Here is an 18506-nt window from a genome sequence, read left to right as displayed (position 1 = left end):
CACATCACTGCCCATGCCTCATTTCGACAAATACATCCACCTGACAGACACACACCTCGTGCAAGACGGCAACGGCCTGTTATACGGACTGAACCCTAAGCAACGCCTGCAGCAAGCCGTGGCCCACATTCAGCAACACCATGCCGATGCACGTGCGGTGTTCATCACAGGCGACTTGACCCACTACGGCCACGAGCAAGCCTATGTGCATTTACGCGAGTGCCTAAGTGGCTTGTCCATGCCCGTCTACCCCATCTTGGGCAACCACGACAGCCGCAACAACTTCCAGCAGCACTTTGCCCACATTGCACGAGACGAGCACGGCTTTGTGCAATATGTGCTTGAACTCGAACATCAAACCGCCATTTTTCTCGATACCAACGAGCCTGGCGTGCACTGGGGCGTGTTTTGCGAGAAACGTGCTCTTTGGCTGCGAGCTCAGCTTGAGCAAGCTAACAAGCCCGTGTTGCTGTTCATGCACCACCCCTTCTTCCCTATTGGCATAACCAGCATGGACAAAATCTCCTTGCTGAACACCAAACCCTTTGAAACTGCCATCGAAGGACTTCAGCACAAGATCGCACACTTCTTCTTTGGACACATCCATCGCCCGATTTTGGGATCCTTCAAAGGTATCCCCTACTCCACCTTGCGGGGCACCAATCACCAAGTGGCATTGGTGTTACAAGACCCCTCGCTGCGCATCGTGGGCAAAAACGAAGGTCCCCAATACGGCGTGCTGATGCTTTCGCCCGAGCAAGTACTGATCCACCTGGAAGACTTTTTGGACCAAGAGCCCACTTACCTGCTTGGTGGCTAATGTTGCACACCGCTGCCTCGTAACAACCAGTAAGCGCTAGGTGGACGAATGTCATGTGCAAGCCCAATCGACATCGTGGATCAACCACTTGCTGAGTGGCGCGCACGTGCTTGATGTATCGCATCACAGGGTGATAGGCTATGCTTGGTAGCGCAACTAGCCGCTCAGGCAGCGACTACCACCTCCACTCCTTGCTGGCGAAGGAGATTGAGGATGTCGGGGTCGGCCTTCGCATCGGTGACTAGCCGTTGTACCGAAGACCAGTCGTTAATGCGGAAGCTGGCAAAGGCGTGTAGCTTGGTGTAATCAGCCAGCACCGTTACGCGGCTGGCAGCGCCCATGAAGGCCTTGTTCATGTCGGCGTCTTCCGGGTCACGCATGTAAATTCCTTGGGCAGACAATGCATGCACGCCCAAGAAGGCCTCACGCACTTGCAGATGAGGCAGGCCTTCGTCGCTGGGGCGGCTGACAGTGGCTTGTTTGCGGGCATCTAGGCGGCCGGCCAGCACGTAGACATTAGCGTGCAGCCCTTGCCCGAGCACGTTGGCCACGGAAAGGCCATTTGTGATCACGTACAGATTCTGATGACCTCGCAAAGCTTGAGCCAGCGCGTGGGCCGTAGTGCCTCCGTTGATCAGAATATTGTCGCCATCGCTAATGAACTGGGCTGCGCATTCCGCAATCGCCGCTTTCTCCTGTGCCTGCTGATCGTTGCGCTCGCCATAGTTGTACATCTCGTAACGCGCAGAGCCTTCGGCAAAGACCTCCTGAGCGGCTATGGCACCACCGTGGGTACGTTCCAATAGGCCGAGCTCGCCCAGTTCAATGAGGTCGCGCCGGATGGTTATGGGGGAAGTGGAAAAGACCTTGGCTAGGTCCTTGACGGTGACCGAGGTGGTCTCTTGCATGCGCGCCAGAATTTTCTGTTGTCGTTCAGCCTTGAACATGAAGCGTCTCTCCATAGGAGCATTGTCGGCCGAAAAACCCTACACATAGATGAATAGTGTTGATTTCCACGCAGAACTGACCCGCCGGGGTCTAGTGGGTCACTTCTGGATGGAAATCAACAATCGGTAGCTGTAGAGCTTGGTAGTCGTGCACGGCAATGTTTCTAAAGCCAACCATCTTCTGCAAACGCTCAGCAAGTGCCGTTTCAATCCAACGTGCCTGAGCCAGCAAAGTGAATACATCCCTCGAACTTTGAGGAATGCCCAGGCGCTCTCGTCGAATTAAGTGCTGCCCCATGTCTAACGCAGCCTCGCAGGCCCGTTGAACATTCAAGATGGCCGCGTCTTGACGGGTGTGATCAGATGCAAATGTCGCAGGCGACTTGTCGTACTCTTCCCGCGCGCGCATGACGCAGCGCTCTATGGTCGCAGCCTTGTTGATCAACACATCATCAACCATACACAGTCCCCGTCTTCTGAATGTCATCTAGCAGCCCTGCCCGCGCTTCGTCCAATGCGGTCTTCTGGCTCAGGATAAAGGTTTCGTAGAGAGCCGCCTGCTCATCTCTGGCCCACAGTCGCTGCCCTGTTGTCACTATCCGGTACTGCATGACCGTCGAGGCAGATCGCAGATCCAGCAAGTCAACATGACAACCCACAATGCCAGCCAATCGACTACTGAGACCCCAAAGGGCCTCTGCCGCCAGTGACTCGTCAGACATCAACGCAACATCCAAATCACTCTCAGGGCCTGCATCACCACTCCAGGGTAGGCAGTCAACGGGTGCGGGCCGTCGTCAGTCGGCCAGAAGCAGTCACTCAAGCCTCAAGGAAGCTGAAGGTCAAATGCTTGAACGCTCTATGGCCAGCATTTGCCTCAACGCTTCGGTGGAGGCTGATTTCTGCTGCGGCAACCAGACCAGATGCGTGGTTACTTCGGCATAGCGCCTGGGGAGTGCTAGCGCTTGCAGCGATGGTTCTGCATGAACGGCCTTCAAGATGGACCGAGGCATGATGCCAATACCAGTGCCAGCGGCAATGCAGGCCACGATGGCGTGGTAGGACGCCATCTCCATAATTCGGTGGGGAGCAACTCCGGTACTGGCAAACCATTCTTCCAGGATTCGCCGGTACGAACAGCCTGTCGAGAACGCAATCACCGTGCAGCGTGACAGCTGTTTCGGATCCAGCACATCCTTTGCGGAGCGTGCAGCGATAAGCACCAGTTCTTCATCAAATGCCTCCTGGGTGGCCAGTTCTGGTGCATTGAAAGGCTCTGAGATCAGTGCAGCATCCACTTCATATCGCTGAACCATGTCTAGCAACCGGGATGTGGAGCCGGTCACCAGCTCAATGAGTACACCCGGGTAACGCTCATGAAAGCGGGACAGCACAGGCGGCAGTCGCGCTGCGGCCGTGCTCTCCAGTGTGCCCAGTCGCAGCGTGCCCTGCGGCGCCCGCATCAACATCGCGGACTCAGCCTCAGACGACAACCGCAAAATCCGCTCGGCGTAGCCGCGTAGCACCTCGCCTTCGGCAGAGAGCTTGAGCCGGTTGCCATGCCGCAAAAAGAGTTGCACACCCAGACGATCCTCCAGATTGCGAATGCGCGTGGTGACATTGGACTGCACACGGTTCATTTGTTTGGCAGCCTGGGTGACGCTAGGCACGTTGAAACCAGCGTCCTAAATGGCTTTGATCAGAAAAGCCGAGCTGCGTCGCAATCTGCGCGGGCCTTTCACCCGCCGCTAGCATGGCACGCGCTGACCGCAGGCGAAGATTCACCAGATAAGAATGGGGCGATTGCCCGTAGGCGAGCTTGAACTGGCGCGCCAGACGGAAACGATCCACACCCGCGTGGTCAGCAAGTTCTTCCAACCCCAGGTTTTCTCCCAAACGGGCATGCATATGCTCTGTCACCCGCGCCATACGCACCTTGCTTTCGTTGGCCTCCCTCACCGTGTGCATGTGGCCTGACAGCACATCGAGCAGTTGGTCTAAGGCTTGGTCACGGGCAAGTCTGCCTTCTGATCCGTGTATTGCACCAAACGCTTGCAAGATCGCGGCCTGCAATTGCGGATCCCCCTCCAGCGTGTTTTTGAAAGCTGGCTCAATCCCCTCGAGCCCCTTCAACCCCCGCTTTTGCAACAGCGTGCCGATGCATTCAGTAGGCAGGTACAGCATGGCGTAGGTGAAGCCTGCCTTGTCTGGAGCGTGGCCATCGTGCACAGCCCCCGGTTCAATCAACATGGCATTGCCTGGCACGCTGGTGTGGACAGACCGGTTGCATCGAAACCGCTGTACCCCTTGCTGGGTGACTCCGACCAAAAGTTCATCGTGGGTATGGGCATCGTAGGCATGTCCACGAAAGTGGGCGTGGATGCTTTCAATACCGGTCTCCGCGTCGCGCCGCACTTCGATCCAGTCATTGGCTTTGTTAGTCATGGCTCTCCTTGTGGGGACGGCAGCTCAACCTGCATTCGCCATACATCTACCCTGTGCGGACAGTGGCGCATTAGGGAAGACGCTGGGTTGAATAAATAAGATAATGATCGTAATCTAATTGGCAAAGCCACTTATGGCCGCATCACTTTAGGAGGGCGACATATGACGACAGACCAATCCGCCAAGCCGCTGTACTTGGAAGACTTGAGCGTGGGCGACGTATTTGTGAGCGCTGAGCACGCGCTAAATGCCCAGCAGATTGTCGAGTTTGCAAGCCAGTTCGATCCGCAGCCCTTTCACCTTGACGCGCAAGCTGCCAAAGACTCCTTCTTCCAAGGTTTGGCGGCAAGTGGCTGGCACACGGTCGCCATCACCATGCGGTTGCTGGTTCAAAGCCTGCCGTTAGCCAAGGGCGTGATCGGTGCAGGAGCAGAGCTGAGCTGGTCGCAGCCCACCAGGCCGGGCGATGTGCTGCATGTGACCAGCACCATCAAAGACATTGTGATTTCCCGCTCCAAGCCTGACCGAGCCATTGTGGTGGTGGAAAGCATTACCGCCAACCAGCACGGTGCATCTTTGCAAAAGCTGGTCAGCAAGGTGGTTGCATTCAAGAGGGGGTCGTAGACCATGGGACGTTCTACGCAAGAAAAAGCCTTGGAGAACCGTGCAAAGATCGTGGACAACGCCAATGTGCTGTTTCGCCAGCACGGTGTCGCCAACGTCTCTGTGTCGGACATCATGGGGGCATGTGGTATGACCGTCGGCGGTTTCTACAAGCACTTCGAGTCCAAAGATGCGTTGGTCGCCGAAGTTTGTGGTCTCGCATTCACGCAGGCGCTCAGCACATGGGACAAGGTCTATAAGAGCGCAGACGCTGGCGCCAAGGTCCGCAACCTGGAGCTGGTGCGCCGCTACATCAACAACCGCAATCCAGAGCATCGCTGCCCGATCCTGGCGTTCGCACCGCACGCAACAGTCGACACGAGCGCTACAGCCCCCATTCAGGCATATCAAACAGGCATCCATGAACTCTTCGACAAGTTCATGGAAGGCGCGGGGCATCAAAACAGCGATGCGCAAGCCTCAACCGCATTAAACGACACCATGGTGCTCTTTGCTGCCATGGTGGGGGCCCGGGTGCTCAATCAGGCCGTAGGCAATGCAGATTGGGTCAGAGACCTTGAAGACGCGGTGATCGCAGCCGCAGCCTCACAGAACAACGAACGCGCGTAAATCTCCATGAAAAACACTCCCAGTGCGCAGCTTTCGCTGGTACAAATTCTCTTGTGCGGCGGCTTCGTCGTGACACTTTCCATGGGCATACGCCATGGTTTTGGCCTGTGGCTCCAGCCGATCACGCAGGAGCACGGATGGACGCGTGAGACCTTTGCGTTCGCTATTGCGGTGCAAAACATCGCTTGGGGCGTGATCGGTGTTTTCGCGGGCATCGCCGCAGATCGTTTTGGATCCATGCGTGTACTTTTCGTGGGCAGTGTCTTGTATGCCCTGGGTCTGGCGGGAATGGCCTGGGCGCCCACTCCCGCGTTGTTCGCGCTGACCACAGGCGTGCTGATTGGCGCAGCCCAGGCGGGGACGACCTACGCCGTCATCTTTGGGGTCATCGGCCGTCAGGTCGATCCCAGCAAGCGCTCATGGGCAATGGGCATGGCTGCCGCCGCAGGCTCATTCGGCCAGTTTCTGATGGTGCCCATTGAAGGCTTTCTGATATCCAGCATTGGCTGGCAGCAAGCGCTGTTCGTGCTGGCGGTCTTGGCGCTCTTGATCATCCCCTTGGCATTTGGTCTTCGTGAGCCGGGCTTTGAATGCCGCACGGCGCAAAAGACCCAGACTTTGGGCCAAGCGATGCAGGAGGCGCTCTCCTATCCCAGCTTCTTGCTGCTGACAGCAGGATACTTCGTCTGCGGCTTCCAGGTCGTGTTCATCGGCGTGCACATGCCAGCCTACCTCAAAGACCACGGTCTGGCCCCGCACGTTGCAAGCTCCGCACTGGCTTTGATCGGGCTGTTCAACATCGTGGGCACCTACGTTGCCGGTACATTGGGGCAACGGCTGGCCAAGCGAAAAATCTTGGCCTTCATTTACTTAGCACGCGCCATCATAATTTCGGTCTTCTTGATAGCGCCCATATCGCCGATGTCGGTTTACCTGTTCTCTGCGTTGATGGGACTACTCTGGCTATCGACCGTACCCGTGACCAACGCGACTGTCGCACAGATTTTCGGTGTCGCACACTTGTCCATGCTGAGTGGGTTTGTCTTCTTCAGCCATCAGGTGGGATCGTTCCTCGGGGTGTGGCTAGGAGGCTTGCTCTATGATCGCACCGGCAGCTATGACATAGTCTGGTACATCTCCATCGCGCTGGGGATCCTTGCCGCAGTGCTGAACTTGCCAGTGCGTGAGGCACCCATCTTGAGAAGTCCCTCGGCACGAGCCACATGAAGCTCGCAGATGTCCGCGCCTGTCCATGCCCTGCGATAGCGGACATCTAGTAGTCCCATGGTGGATGCCGATGGCCAGCGTCGGCTACTCATCTGAAAGCCGTCGCAGGGCCAGCTCGCGCCTTGGTGAGCGGATGACTACTATGTGGATATGACCGGACGCTCACGAGGAGACCATGGGTGACACAACCGCTGCACAGCAGACATTTGCAGGCCCCGCTCCGAGGACCGCAATGGGTCGATTACCCTACGGGCTACCCAGGCGGAGCAGTGGATGTCTTCAATCTTGCGCCTTTGCTCCTCCTGCGGCTTCGCCACTGCATACATACGGACGGACTTTTCCGGTCCGTAGACATCAAGCACAGGCCTTGCGCGCTGCATCTGCACTCGGGTAGCCAACCACTGTGGCGATTTCAGCCCAGCTTTTACCTTGAGCTCTCGCCAGGCGAGCAGAGATGCGCTTCTGTTCATGCGAGGCAAGCCAGGCATCTCGCGTCGCGGCTCCAGCGGCTTCACGCTTGACCCGCGCACGTACGGCATCGCGCCGTGCCGCTTCAGTGCGACTGATGATGGTTTGCAGTTGGCGCTCCTCATCTGGAGTGATGCTAAAGCGTTGGATGAGGGTGTCATTGCGCCAGCGGTAGCGCGGGTCTACCTGCATGCCTTGGTACTCGACCTTCTGACCTTCGGCAAGCATCTTCATACGAACCATTACAGCAGATGCCGATGCGTTAACCGCACTCAACGGCCAATGAGGAGCGAACTCTCGGCCAAGTGCTCGTAGTTCATCATAGAAACGTGGGACGTTTGGTAATGCCTGCGCCAATAAACATGCACCGACAAACACAGCGAGATCGCGGGACCCGTCAGGGGCACCGTGGGTCCACGCTCGAAGTTTGGCCAATGTGCGTATGTCTGTCAGTCGATCCCAGGCAAGCTGAGCACCCACGAAGGGTAGTAGGCAGCTCGCGCTTGCCGTATCAATCGCGGTCAAATGGCCTCTTGTGCGTGTTGCAGGACGTCGGTCTGACTGCTTAGCTCGCCGGGCCTCACGTACCGCCTGCAATTGCTCGCGCGTCAATGGCAGCAGCCGATCTGCAATCACATCGAAATCCAGACGGATGTCCGTGTTGTGAACAACTCGTACGATCTCGCCGCTTCGACTGTTGACAGTATGGACGAGACGCAGCACGCGCGATGCATCCACCGCATTTGTATCTGCACCCAAAGGCGCCAAGCGCCGACAAAGCTCACGCTGAACCAATGACCACCGCGGCAGCGCCCTAGCTGGCAGAGGACTGCTTAGTAGCCACTTGGCTTGCAGACCGCGACCGGAATACACCACGATAGAAGGCTCAGGGATGCTGTTCTGCTCACACAAGGTAAGAAGTTTTTTGAGCTGCTCATCTGGGCTCAAGCCTGCCAGTCCTGGAACCTTGTAAGTGTCAAGATCAATGAACAGGAGGCCTACGCGCATGAAGTGCACAAGGCGACGCGTGGGGGCCCAGAACTCTGCCTGGCTGATCCAAGTGTCGTTGCTTGGGTCACATTCGGCAAGGACGAAACCCATCGACGCGACCGGATAACTGCGCTGCTGTTTTGCTCCATCGGCCGACGCTTTAAGTATTGAAAAGTAAGCTGTCAGGCTGTCGGAGCTAAGGTAATGAGCTGGCTCGACAAGCGACGAGATCGTCGCGAGGGCTGAAGATGACAAGGCACGCTCCAAAGGGCGTGCCGCATGCAGCTATAAAAAAGTGTCCTCAGATTACGGTGTATGTCCTCGCGCTGCGCACGGCGCGGGATTGCAAGGAATGAACACCCCCTTTCGGGGGCGCTTCGTATTTCGGGTGTGGACCCGCTTCACTTATGTATATGTCACGGACAGTCCGATGCCACGAACCTGTGACACGACATCAGCCTTCAGGCCACCCTCGCCGGCCATCACAGGCAAGGGTGCACCGCGATTTCAGGCTGTACATCCTTCAGACTGGGATGCTACTGTCAGCCCCGCAATGTGCGGCCAACTCCTCCAGAGCCTGCGCACCGCCAGCAATGTGATTCTGTATGCCAGATTTGACTTCGCTATCCCAATAGAGCACGGTCAAGCAGTCTCGAACGATGGCTCTATCGAAGCCTCGAAATGCGTTGACTTCGAACTGAAAGCGGTCGGAGTCCCACAAGCTCAGTAGAAAGCCAGCGACTCCTTTAGCTTGGCTGGAAAAACCTGACGCTTGCTCAAAGAGACGCTGCAAAGCTTCCTGGCTTTGAGCCCGCTCTTCAGACGACATCGGCCGCATCTCTTCAATCAGCGCACTATGCTCAGTCGGGCTAAGTTCGGAACGGTTTTCGATCATGGTTCTCCTTGAAGTGGTACACAGCGTCACATTGACAGAACCACTGTACAGAAACACATGATCAAAATGCAATACCTGTGAAACGCATTGGCACAAAATTTATGTGAAGACAGTTGGGATCTGCGCGCTTTCACAGTTCCAGACTACTTACAGATCGTGATGGCTGTAGCCTGATGACAGGCTGCGGGGCAGGTCTTGCTTAACCTGCTTTCTGCTCAGTGTTGACCAATATGCTGAATCTGACTGCAAACAGAAAACACCCCATTGTGAGTATTCAGTCTTCAATCGATAAAGACTGCTATGCAGCGGTTGCGGTCATCGGCGATTAGTCGTTAAGTTCACGCTGCCCGACATAAAGCAGTCGCTAGCGCAGTTGATAGGCTGCTGATGCAATGGCGCCGCGAGCATTTGACTTTGAAGGCTGAGGCCGACGACCTCGCGCCGGTGGCGTTGTGAAGCGGTTCATCTCGCTGCGACAGGTCAAGCCGAGCTTGGCTTACATATGGCAATATCTCCTAAAGATGCGAAGAGCGTCAGGGAGCTTGAGGATGCAAATCATCCAGGACATTGGCGGTTGGCTCGCACAGCAGCCACCGTGGCTTAGCGACTGTGCCCGCAGGCTGCTTCAGCAGGGGACGTTGGGCTTAGGCGACAAGGAAGACTTGGTTGCACTGGTCAAGGTGCACCATGGCTTCAAAGACCCGAAAGGCCGCCAACCCGCGCCGCTCGACCCAGCACAGATTCCGGCCGCAGCGCAAGAAGGTCTCGACGTCAGCCTTCGTGCGCTAAGAGACCCGCAAAGTCTCAACGCCATTGACCCCCAGCAGAGCCTCACCTTCGTGGCGGATGGGCTCACCGTTGTCTATGGTTATAACGGCGTCGGAAAGTCCGGCTACGCGCGAGCGCTCAAGAAAGCATGTCGAGCCCGGAACGTTGAGGACATTCTTCCCAACGTGTACGTGCAGGGTCAAGGGGACGCTGCGGCGAGCGCAACTATCGACTGGCTGGAAGGCAGCGAGGAAAAATCCGACGGCTGGGCGGCGAACAAGGCGTCGCCGCCGGCGCTGTCTCAAATCTCCGTGTTCGATGCGCATTGCGCCAGGGTGTTCGTCGATAGCCAAGCCAAGGTGCTGTTCGTCCCAGGCGGCCTTGAGGTGATGCATGGCCTGGCCGAGGCGATGAAGACCACCCAAGACCAGCTCGAGCTGGAGCGGGCGGCAGGCCGCTTTGACCTCAACCAGCTGGCAACCTTGGTTGGGGAACACGTGGTGGGCCGTGAGATTTCCAAGCTCGGTCGGCAGAGCAAGCCCCAGGAATTTGAGGCGTTGGCAAAGCTCTCGGAGCAAGAGGCGCTTGACCTGGCGGCCCTGCGCAAGCTGTTCAGCGACCAGGACCCAGCCAAGCAGGCCGCCAGTATCCGGCGCTTGCTCACGCGCATGTCCACGCTGACACGCGAGCTCACCGAACGCACGGCCCCTCTGCAGGACGATGCCATCGAACAGCTGAGGCAGGCTTTTGTCGCGTTGGTCGCAGCCGAGGCTGCCTCGAAGTTGGCCGCCGAGAAATTGCAGGCGGACGGAGCACAAGTCGCAGGCACCGGCTCGGAGCCCTGGGAAGTACTGCTACGCAGTGCGATGGACTTTGTGGCCAAAGCAGCGTACCCAGGCAGTCCGTTTCCTGGGCCGGAAGACGGTGCCCACTGCGTGCTCTGTCAGCAGCCACTGAGTGACGAGGCTGCTGCGCGGCTGAAGTCTTTCGTCGAGTTCCTTGAGAACGACGCTCAACGGAAGTTCAAAGAACAGCGCGAGACGGCTGGGCGGCTGTACAAGGCCATCAAGACGCTGAACTTCGAAACCTTCCCATCGGACACATCGCTGCTAGACGAGCTCGCTGAGTCGCAGCCCAACCTAGTGGCTGCGGTAAAAGCATTCGCACAGGCGCTGCAGGCCCGGAAGGCCCGGGTAGAGGCGATGGCGCCTGAGCGCAAGCTTGACCCGCTTGAAGCGCTGCCGGAGGCGCCGTTCGCCGCCATAGAGGCGTGGGTCAAGGCGAGAGTCACAGAGGCGAACACGCTCGAGAAGGCGATGACCCCCGAGGAGCGCGCGGCCAAGCTCAAGCTACTCGCTGATTTGGACGCTAGGGAGCGGCTCGGCCCATTGCTGCCAAAGGTCTCCGAGGCCATCGTGTGGCACAGGCGTGAACATGCATTTGGTGAGGCCATTAAGAGCTGCGGAACCACCGCGGTGACGCGCAAGACGACCGAGCTCTACGACGCCCACGTCACCGAAGAGCTGAGGACTGCGTTTGCGAAGGAGTTGGAGGCGTTAGGCATCCGTGGCCAGCCCGTCACGTTGGAGATGACTGGTCAAAAGGGCGCTCGGGTGCAGCAGCTCAAGCTCGGAACCATGCCTCGTTTCGCGAAAGCCAAGTTGTCTGCCATCCTCAGCGAGGGCGAGCAACGCGTCGTGGCCCTGGCCCTCTTCCTCGCAGAGATTGGCATTGAACCGGGGCGCTCGGGCCTCATCTTCGACGATCCGGTCTCGTCTCTCGACCACATGCGGCGTGAGCGAATTGCCAGGCGGTTGGTGCTCGAAGCAAAGAAGCGCCAGGTCATCGTCTTCACGCATGACCTTGCCTTCGCGCTGGCGCTCACCGATTTTGCCGAGGACCAGGGCGTGAAGTTCGCGCACCGCCACTTGGCAGCGACGACGAAGCGCAAGGGCTTGTCTTCAGACGATTTGCCGTTCGAAGGCAAGAAGCTCAAGAACCGCGTCGGCGACCTTCGTGCAATGGCGACAAACGCCAAGAACCTCCTGGAGACGGATGGAAATGTCGAGGGCTACAACGACTTGGTCCGCAACGGCTATCGTCGGTTGCGCGACACCTGGGAGCAGTTGGTCGAGGACGTGCTTCTGCAGAGCACGGTCCGACGCTATCGGGTCTCTGTGGAGACAACGCGGCTGAAGTCAGTGTCGGTGGACGACACCGATGCCAGCGCCGTCTACAACGGGATGACGCGCTGCTCGAAGTTCACCCATGAAGGCGGCGCAGAAGCGCCCCCGGTGCTGCCTGACCCGGCCGAATTCGCCGCGGACGTCGAGGAGCTTGCCGCCTATGCCAAGACGGTGGAAGACCGAGCGAAAGCGACCGAGGCGCGGCGCAAGCTGGCAGGCCTTGGGGCCTAGTACTTCTCGAACGCCGGGTACTCGTCGGAGTATTCATCAACGTGAACTCAGGGTTTTGGAGTTGTTCTGCGTGCCGCTCTCAAACCCAGAAAGCCCATTTTTGGTTGTACATGAGCCAAGCGTGCGCGTCTACTAACTCCTTAACGTAAGCGTCGCGCTGCAGCTATTGGTACTCCGCTGCGATCGTGTACTAATTCTGCTCTTGACTCGAAAGGGGCGACTAGCCCTACCGTCGCTCCTCGGGAAGCGCGCGCAATTTTTCCACGATGTCGGCGATGTGCTTCGGGTACTCGCCATTGAAGTACTCGAACATCAGCGGATTTGCAGCAAAGAAGTGCGATGACAACTCGACCCACTCCTTCGTAGTGATCGCGCCGTTCAGCTTGAAGACCTTTTTGGACATCGGCTTCACGTGCCGCGTGTCCTTGTATGTCATGTTGAAGTCGCTGTCGCGGCGCGCAAAGTACTCCGCCGAGGTCAGATATTGAATGGCGCCGTCAAAATGTCTGAACACGCCTTTTGCCAGATCGAATTCAGCATGCAGGTAGCGAGCCGGATGATGCGGGATGCCTTGGATTGAGAGCAAGACAGATTCATCCTTAAGCTCCAAAGCTTGGAAAGTCTTGATGTCACCGGATTGCGCCCATTTGATGTCGACACAGTAGGCGCTCGCAAAAAACATCTCCACGCGAACTTGGCTCAAGTCGCTCGGTGGCCTGAGTTTCATGTTTCCAAGCGCGATCGACGCAATGTCGTCATTGAACGGTGGTCCGTACCAAGTGTCGAATTCACCATACCCCATCCCATCTAGGTCAACACGCACCCTGTCTTCGTCGAGCGCCACTGACTTATCAAGACCCGGCGATTTCAAAGACCAGAAGAGGTCAATGAACCGCGGTGCCCAGTTTGCCTGCGGGTGCATCTGCCGGCGGAAGCTGGGATGCGCCATGGCGATGAAGTCCGGGCTTTCGAGACAGCCTTCGGAACGCCCTGGACGGAGAACTCCAGCGAGCTCAGTCCAGCTATAGAGCCCATCCCGTCCATTGGGTTGAACGTCCAGCAGCGAGCGCAATACCCCAGGTGCAGACGCTGTCACGCCAAGAGGCGGCGAATAGTTGAAGGCTGCGTCTGAGAGCTGAACACCGCGCGTAGCAGCATAAGCCTTAAATTCCTGGATTCGCTTCGATGCGGAATGCAGTTCCTCCTGCTCTATCTCCCGCATATGCACTTGGTGCTGGGCAAGCATCTCTTGGTAGTCGCTCTCTGCCATGCACACTCCTCAGTCTCTAGCAATTATCGCCAGGCCGAGGCCGTAGCGTTCAGTTGAACGTAAAGGCCTTCTCGCCCACGGTGATGACCGTCTTCATCCCACCGGAGATCATTTCAGCCACGAGGTTTCGGCATCCGCACCGTGGCTGGAATCAGGCAGGCGTAGACGTCGACACCGCCATAAAAACACAGTCGGTAGGCGATGAGCCCATGTTCGTCGATAGGAAATCGCTGGTAGTAAAACACCTCGGGATTGCCGCCGGTTCGAGGCATTGAATCCGCCTCATACCGGTAACGTGCCTCGATGAGCTTTTGCCACGTTTGGGTGTGCCCCGGTTCGTACTTAATGAATCCTGGAATCAGCCGCACTTCCCCTTCGAAGCGGTGGCCGAATTCATGAAAGTAGAGTCCGCGCAGCACGTGTTCGAAGCATCTGTACAGCCTCGTAAAGTCCGGCGTGCCCCAGATCACATCTATGAAAAGGTTGCCTTCGAGCACCAGTCGCTCGATGCGTTTGGGCTTAAGCACCGTGCTATTGAGCACCCTGTACGAACTGCGTCGAAGGGCCCGGTCTACCTTGCCAGTCCAGTGCCGGTAGCCGATAGAGTTGTTGCCGACGATGCCGGCCAGGTTCATCATCAGGAACTCGTCGTCGCAGGACTTGGTGGCGTTGTGGGCGGCACAGGACGGAACTGTGATCAGTTCCTTGCGCAGGTTCAGACCCCCAATGTCCTTCGATTCGGGGAACAGGCATCTGGGCGGGACATGCTCACGTGAGACCGCCAGAGCGGAACACATGTAGCAAGTTTCCTCGAGCTGCCGATCATTCGCCATGGTGGCGAAATTATCCTGCAGCGATCGCAGTGCTTCAACCCGCTCCATGGCCCCTCTTGTTAATTTCCATTTGGAGTGACATGAGTCCCCGGTAGCTTTGCCTCCCGGTTTGAATATTCGCCTTATCTCGAGAAGATGTGCTGGTCCAAGTCAGCTTTTCACTTCTGTAGCCCCTCGACCGGAAAATTCGACCGGCAGCAGCCAGCCTGGTCCTGCGACGCAGCTTCGCAGCGATTACGGTCAGCCGGTCCTTTGTCCTCAACGTTCGTTCTGCGCCATGTTGCAGACGTTCAGAACTCCGCGATATCGGTCGACTGCTTGCAGAAGGCGCGGTCGTAGCTAGACTGACCGGCACGGAAGCTGTCTTCACATCCCCGGCAATCGCGACGTGAAGTTTCTCCTTGAGGACTTCCGGGACTCTATGAAGACCATCACCGGCTATGGGTTTAAGCACCTTCTGCGCATCTGACGGGTATCGACTCGGCATGATGCCGTCGCTATCAGCTTGAAATCACTACCAGGGGATGGTTTGTGACGGTACGGAGAAAGAGGCTGGTAGCGCCAAGAATGGCAAGGTGGTCATTTTCGATGCCCGCCTTGGACAGCCCCGGTTGAACAATACCGACGCGAAAGACAACGTACTTGCGTCGCGACGCTTTTCTCAGCACAACGAGCCTGTCCAGACTTCCGCGAACAAAGCGCGTCGGGCGACCCGCGCGATGCTTGGTCTCACGCTCTGTGAGATGAGAAACCAAATTGGGGAAATTCCATGTCCACTTTGTCGATTTTTGCGCTTGGCCGCAGACTTCGTAGAGGTCTTTCACGCGGTTTCCAGGCGCAGCTCCAGAGGAATACTTGCAGTGCCATAAAGTCACAGTGATGGTCTGCTCTCCATCTTCAATAGCTACGATGTCCGCGCTTTCCCCTGCATCGTCGTCATCAATGATGAAAGCCGAAGGCCCTTGCTCCAGGTGCTCAATAAATTTTTGTTGAATCGAGCGGGGGCGCAGCGCGCCATCTTTCCAGCGGCTTTCCTGATTTTGGAGCGTGTCGGCCCACGCCAGCGGAGCGATCAGGTCTTGGTCATAAACCTCCGCTAGTTCTTCACGCGGTTTCAGCAGTATTTCGCCCGAGAGTTGCGAGCCATCCGCAAGTCGTACGAGAGGAGGGTTGGTCGTGAAGAAGTCAACCGCCAGATCAGTCTTATTGAATGCCTCGATGCTTACATCAGCTCCTTCGACCCGCGCAATCGAATAAAACAGTCCCTGAGCCTGTCCCTCAGGAATAAGCGTCATTTTGAACACGGTCTCGACTTCACTGCCAGCCCTCAGCTTGAACGCGAACTCGTTACCCGCTGGAGTCCATTCGACAATATCTAGCTGGCACTCATGAAAACTGTATCTTTTCTCCGCGTGCACGACGGTGATCTTGAAACTCGCAGACTCGAAGAGCTGGTCAGGCCAATCGATCATCATTGCGTGCTGGTCGGGGAGCAGGCCACCTTTGCGGAGCTCTGGAACCAGCGTGTGCTTGAGGAAGTCGTTGGGTTCGATGTTCGCGTTCGATAGCTTGACCCCCAGGTCTCGGCACCAATCCCTCCAACCGGCCAGAGAGTCCGTCTGAAGGGACCAGATTTTCCCCTTTCGTGAGCACCCAATGCTCACCCTCTTACCATCTTCGTAGCCAACGCCCATGACGTTCGACTTCATCTTGTCCTGCTGCAGCACGGGATCGATGGCGTCACGTACATCGAGGCCAGCAAACATTTGGTATCTGACGTTTCGGCTCAGGCCCTTTAAGCCCACACTATGCAGCGTCATTCGACGCAGATTGCCGAAAGCCCTGAACACGTCCTCATCGCGAACCGGTTGCGGATCAGTCGAAAGACTTTTCGCCAGCTTCCACGCGAAATACTTGCGAGAGCTGTTTATGAAAAGAAGTGCTTTGTCCTCGTCATAGAAGGCGATGAAGAGTTCCCAAGTATCGATGACTATGTCACGGGAGTCCGTCCAGTCAACCTTGTCTTTCTGATTGACAATGAAGACCAGCATCTTGTCTTGCGGACTGAAGATCGGCTGATGAATGACTTGGCTCGGCCGAAAAGCATTTGCATAGCCAGTGTGGTCGAAGTCCGTCACGTGAAACACTTCCGTGCTCAGCTTCGGGTTCAACGTGAGCGTAGATATCTCCAGTTCCGTCGAAACCTCCTCCAGTGGCTGAAGGTTTTCCACAAGCTCCGACAGCCTTGCCTGCGGGTCGATTGCGTCATAACTCAAGTCCGACAGCAGGTTGTTCCAATCAGCATCTTCTTGATAGAGGCTTTCAAGGGCTTCAGGTACACCGTCTTCAGCAGTATTTGCAACGAAACTTGCGTCCCCGACATTGTCGGCAGCACGAGCGAAGCGACCAATAAACTGCAGCGTGATGCCCAGGCTCTTGTGGACAGAGTGCAGCGCTGCCACTTTGAGTTGCGGCAAATCAAACCCTTCACCGAACATATCCACGCAGATCACGATCCTGTGCTTACCGCTTCGGATATTCCGAAGAACCTGTTCGCGACTTTTCGTGTGGCTGTGGACGAGTACCGGGTTTAGGTCCGGAAATTCTGCGCTGTAGATGTTGTCAAACAGGGCCTTAGCTTGATCAATCGTGTTGGCTCTCGCCAGCAGCATGTGGTCTAAACCGCTTGCCAGATCGGCCCTCAGTCTCTCTACGGCTTTCTCGGCGATCCGCAGATCGGCCACAGAGCTGTCCGGCTCAAAGACTTGAAGGAACTGGATCGGCTTGAAGAACTCGTTCTCCTGGGCAAGCTGAAGTGGATAGTTGTAGATGATCTTCCCGTTCAAAGCCTTGCCGTCTTCCCGAAATGGCGTCGCGGTGAACAACAGCATTCGAGCATGAGCGCAATAACTTGAGAACCTGTTCCAGGTCGTCGCTTGCGCATGGTGCGCCTCATCGAAGAAGACTTCGCTGAAGAGTACCGCAAACGCTTTTTGCTCATTCTCATCGCCTCGGCTGATGGATGCCATCGTGGTCACCACAATGTTGCAGCTTCGGAGTGCGTCGAACTGGGCCGCAGTGGGCTTTCCTGTCAGCACGCCCACGACCGGATTGAGCACGTTTGTGACGATGCCCAATTTCCTCAGGAGCCCGTACTCCCTGAACTTATCTGCCGTCTGCTGCCGCAGCGCGTCTGTGGGCACTATGACCAAGATCCGATCACCGCGCGATTCGACAGTGATGGCCAGCATGACCTCCGTCTTCCCCGTCCCTGTGGGCATAACAATGATGGCCGGGTCTTTGCTCAAACTCCAGTGCGCCGCTATCGCGTGGAGCGCGCCGATTTGAGGTGCGCGCAAGCCAGGCCTGGCGGCGTGTCCCTCAACTGCAACAAGCTCGGAGACGTAGTTGATCCCGCCTCGCCATGAGGCATGTGCCTCAGCCCTTAGCCGGTTGCCTTCAGTCAAGCTGTCTTCAACTTCCCGGAAGCGCGCGTTCGAGATTTCAAGTATTCCGTCTATAACCTCACCATCAGTCCCACGTAGCACCCCGGCGGGAGCCAGATCGGTGAAGTCAAATCCATTGACCATCAAATCGATGGCGTAGACAGCGCCGTTTTCAGTGGTCGCCTTCAGGCGTTTGAAATTCGGGCCTCGGGATCGATGGGCAACTACGGTGGCCGGATAAACCTCGCTCGAACGCCCGATGCATGAGGCGTCGACTACGCCGTCCCGGTTCTGGAAGGCATACCTTGTCGGTAGGCGCAGGCGCGTTGCCGCAGCGAAATCCGCTTCTGTGACCATTCCTCTGACTCCGTTCTGTTTTCACGCATCGTACTCATAGCGAGCACAACTCATCAAGTTTAGGCAAGGTCCTGCACTGCCTGCTGCTAGACGGGGTGTACCGGTGCGGCGCCGATGGCGCAGCCACCTTCATCAAGGCGACTGCGTCCACCGGCGAAAAGTTGCACGCGCTGCTGCAGACCGTCATCGCCCGGTTCATGAAGATGCTCACGAGCCGGGGCGTGCTGGTTGACGAGATAGGGCAGACCTGACTGGCCGAGCCGGATTCCGACGGCGAGTAGGACGGTTCAGCGACAAGTTTTGGGCGAAGCGGACGTTCGCCATGCGAAGCCTGTACTTCCGAGATCAGCCTCAACCTGCCGTTCACGGCCATGCAATGGACGACAGCAA

The 18506-nt window shown here is 57.1% G+C and carries 14 protein-coding genes and 1 pseudogene; 5 read left to right on the top strand and 10 right to left on the bottom strand.

The window, feature by feature from the left end; all coding sequences use genetic code 11:
* The first annotated feature begins 13 nt into the window (after nucleotides 1–13).
* Entirely contained in the window at nucleotides 14–820 is an 807-nt protein-coding gene (locus FSY59_RS24555; protein ID WP_019042136.1) for a phosphodiesterase, read from the top strand.
* 164 nt (nucleotides 821–984) lie between these two features.
* Here the strand turns inward: FSY59_RS24555 and FSY59_RS24550 are convergent, their stop codons facing one another.
* The 5 genes and pseudogenes from FSY59_RS24550 to FSY59_RS24530 all read right to left on the bottom strand — a co-directional run bounded on the left by FSY59_RS24550 (nucleotide 985) and on the right by FSY59_RS24530 (nucleotide 4212).
* On the bottom strand, nucleotides 985–1767 hold the full coding sequence (locus FSY59_RS24550; protein ID WP_141567796.1) for a DeoR/GlpR family DNA-binding transcription regulator: 783 nt from the start codon (nucleotides 1765–1767) through the stop codon (nucleotides 985–987).
* Between the two features lie 91 nt (nucleotides 1768–1858).
* Nucleotides 1859–2227 carry a DUF86 domain-containing protein gene (locus FSY59_RS24545; RefSeq protein WP_052013942.1) on the bottom strand — a complete coding sequence of 123 codons (369 nt, stop codon included), beginning with the start codon at nucleotides 2225–2227 and terminating at the stop codon, nucleotides 1859–1861.
* A pseudogene (locus FSY59_RS24540) lies at nucleotides 2220–2516 on the bottom strand (nucleotidyltransferase domain-containing protein); the annotation flags it as partial. The gene FSY59_RS24545 and the pseudogene FSY59_RS24540, both read right to left, overlap by 8 nt.
* Before the next feature lie 93 nt (nucleotides 2517–2609).
* Nucleotides 2610–3437, bottom strand: a complete 828-nt coding sequence (locus FSY59_RS24535) for a LysR family transcriptional regulator (RefSeq protein WP_148729812.1) — start codon at nucleotides 3435–3437, stop codon at nucleotides 2610–2612.
* Complete coding sequence (locus FSY59_RS24530) at nucleotides 3430–4212, bottom strand: AraC family transcriptional regulator (RefSeq protein ID WP_148729811.1); 783 nt, start codon at nucleotides 4210–4212, stop codon at nucleotides 3430–3432. The genes FSY59_RS24535 and FSY59_RS24530 overlap by 8 nt, the downstream gene beginning before the upstream one ends.
* 162 nt (nucleotides 4213–4374) lie before the next feature.
* Between FSY59_RS24530 and FSY59_RS24525 the strand changes: the two genes are divergently transcribed.
* Genes FSY59_RS24525 through FSY59_RS24515 form a run of 3 tightly spaced genes read left to right on the top strand, consistent with a single transcriptional unit; the run spans nucleotide 4375 to nucleotide 6672 of the window.
* Entirely contained in the window at nucleotides 4375–4836 is a 462-nt protein-coding gene (locus FSY59_RS24525; protein WP_043790705.1) for a MaoC family dehydratase, read from the top strand.
* 3 nt (nucleotides 4837–4839) lie between these two features.
* Nucleotides 4840–5445: a TetR/AcrR family transcriptional regulator gene (locus FSY59_RS24520; protein ID WP_043790703.1), complete on the top strand. Its 606-nt coding sequence runs from the start codon at nucleotides 4840–4842 to the stop codon at nucleotides 5443–5445.
* Nucleotides 5446–5451: 6 nt separating this feature from the next.
* The gene (locus FSY59_RS24515; RefSeq protein WP_148729810.1) at nucleotides 5452–6672 is read left to right on the top strand and encodes an MFS transporter; all 1221 of its coding nucleotides are present in this window, start codon (nucleotides 5452–5454) and stop codon (nucleotides 6670–6672) included.
* 354 nt (nucleotides 6673–7026) lie between these two features.
* Here the strand turns inward: FSY59_RS24515 and FSY59_RS24510 are convergent, their stop codons facing one another.
* Together FSY59_RS24510 and FSY59_RS24505 are read right to left on the bottom strand one after the other, a co-directional pair.
* Nucleotides 7027–8385, bottom strand: a complete 1359-nt coding sequence (locus FSY59_RS24510) for a replication protein (RefSeq protein ID WP_148729809.1) — start codon at nucleotides 8383–8385, stop codon at nucleotides 7027–7029.
* A 268-nt stretch (nucleotides 8386–8653) separates the two neighbouring features.
* Nucleotides 8654–9025 carry a hypothetical protein gene (locus FSY59_RS24505; protein ID WP_043790701.1) on the bottom strand — a complete coding sequence of 124 codons (372 nt, stop codon included), beginning with the start codon at nucleotides 9023–9025 and terminating at the stop codon, nucleotides 8654–8656.
* Nucleotides 9026–9573: 548 nt separating this feature from the next.
* Between FSY59_RS24505 and FSY59_RS24500 the strand changes: the two genes are divergently transcribed.
* Nucleotides 9574–12210, top strand: a complete 2637-nt coding sequence (locus tag FSY59_RS24500; protein ID WP_187427975.1) for an AAA family ATPase — start codon at nucleotides 9574–9576, stop codon at nucleotides 12208–12210.
* Nucleotides 12211–12436: 226 nt separating this feature from the next.
* Here FSY59_RS24500 and FSY59_RS24495 read toward each other — a convergent pair whose 3' ends face one another.
* The 3 genes from FSY59_RS24495 to FSY59_RS24485 all read right to left on the bottom strand — a co-directional run bounded on the left by FSY59_RS24495 (nucleotide 12437) and on the right by FSY59_RS24485 (nucleotide 18116).
* Nucleotides 12437–13480: a hypothetical protein gene (locus FSY59_RS24495; protein ID WP_043790696.1), complete on the bottom strand. Its 1044-nt coding sequence runs from the start codon at nucleotides 13478–13480 to the stop codon at nucleotides 12437–12439.
* A 113-nt stretch (nucleotides 13481–13593) separates the two neighbouring features.
* Nucleotides 13594–14361: a hypothetical protein gene (locus tag FSY59_RS24490; protein WP_043790695.1), complete on the bottom strand. Its 768-nt coding sequence runs from the start codon at nucleotides 14359–14361 to the stop codon at nucleotides 13594–13596.
* 452 nt (nucleotides 14362–14813) lie between these two features.
* A complete protein-coding gene (locus tag FSY59_RS24485; protein WP_043790693.1) occupies nucleotides 14814–18116 on the bottom strand; it encodes a DEAD/DEAH box helicase in 3303 nt (1100 codons plus the stop codon).
* Nucleotides 18117–18506: the final 390 nt, after the last annotated feature.

This window comes from Comamonas sp. Z3 (assembly GCF_008121565.1).
In the GTDB taxonomy this organism is placed as follows: Bacteria; Pseudomonadota; Gammaproteobacteria; order Burkholderiales; family Burkholderiaceae_C; genus Comamonas; species Comamonas brasiliensis.
The sequence above is the reverse complement of the archived record's forward strand: the minus strand, read 5'-3'. Positions and strand labels throughout refer to the sequence as shown.